The following is a 1,078-nucleotide window of genomic DNA, read 5'->3' on the forward strand; positions in this document are numbered from 1 at the left end:
TCTGTATGCCCAGAAGTGGGGGTAGGCATGCCGGTGCCACGCCCGACGATTCGTTTAATCAGTAATGAAGAGCGCATCGCGTTGGTTGAAACGAAAAATCCCGACAATGATCACACAGATAACATGCTGACTTACTCCGCAAATAAAGTGGACGAGCTTCAAAATGAGCAATTGTGTGGTTACATCGTTTGTGCCAAATCGCCAACATGCGGTATGGAACGCGTAAAAGTGTACAGCAAAAACAACGCTGCAAAAGAAGGGGTTGGTCTTTACACGAAAACGTTGATGGAAAAAATGCCGTGGTTACCTGTCGAAGAAGATGGACGCCTAAATGATCCCGTTCTTAAAGAGAACTTCATTACTCGCATTTACTGTCTCAACGATTTTTATGAATCGATGGCAGGTGAGCCGACACGCGGTAAGATCATCGATTTCCATTCTCGTTACAAGCTAACGCTTATGGCGCACCATCCAGAGTCGTATCGATCTTTGGGGCGCTTAGTCGCAGATGTTGCCAACTATGAGATTGACGAGTTTTACCGAGAATATCGATTAGGTCTGATGACGGCGCTATCGAACCGTGCCAGTCGCAAAAACAACACGAATGTGTTGATGCATCTTCAAGGGTATTTCAAACGCTCTCTAAACAAAGATGAAAAAGAAGAACTCGCGACCGTGATTCAAGACTATCGTACTGGCACGCTGCCATTACTCGCGCCACTAACATTAATTAAACACTATCTAAATGCTTATCCAGATGAATATCTGCAAAAACAGAAGTTTTTAGAGCCACACCCGCAGGAGATGAGATTACGCTATGGTTTGTAGTTCAGAAGAAAAACTATACGCAATTCGAGATGTTGCAGAGATTACGGGCGTTAAGCCTGTGACGCTGAGAGCTTGGCAAAGACGCTATAACCTAATCCAACCGCAAAGAACGGAAAAAGGGCATCGCTTATATTGCCAGCAAGATCTCGATACGATTCGTGAAATTCAAGGTTGGTTATCCAAAGGCATTGCGATCGGCAAAGTGAAAGGACTGCTCGGCCAATCGGATGTAGAAATCAGTGCAGAAAAC

Annotated in this window: 2 protein-coding genes; both read left to right on the forward strand. The window is 44.9% G+C overall.

Going from position 1 to position 1,078, the window contains the following annotated elements; translation table 11 throughout:
- A partial coding sequence (locus tag R7R24_RS24835; RefSeq protein ID WP_318119757.1) for a DUF1722 domain-containing protein occupies window positions 1–828 on the forward strand: 828 nt, incomplete at its 5' end.
- A partial coding sequence (locus tag R7R24_RS24840; RefSeq protein ID WP_318119759.1) for a MerR family transcriptional regulator occupies window positions 818–1,078 on the forward strand: 261 nt, incomplete at its 3' end. The genes R7R24_RS24835 and R7R24_RS24840, both read left to right, overlap by 11 nt.

Source organism: Vibrio sp. 704, assembly GCF_033339295.1.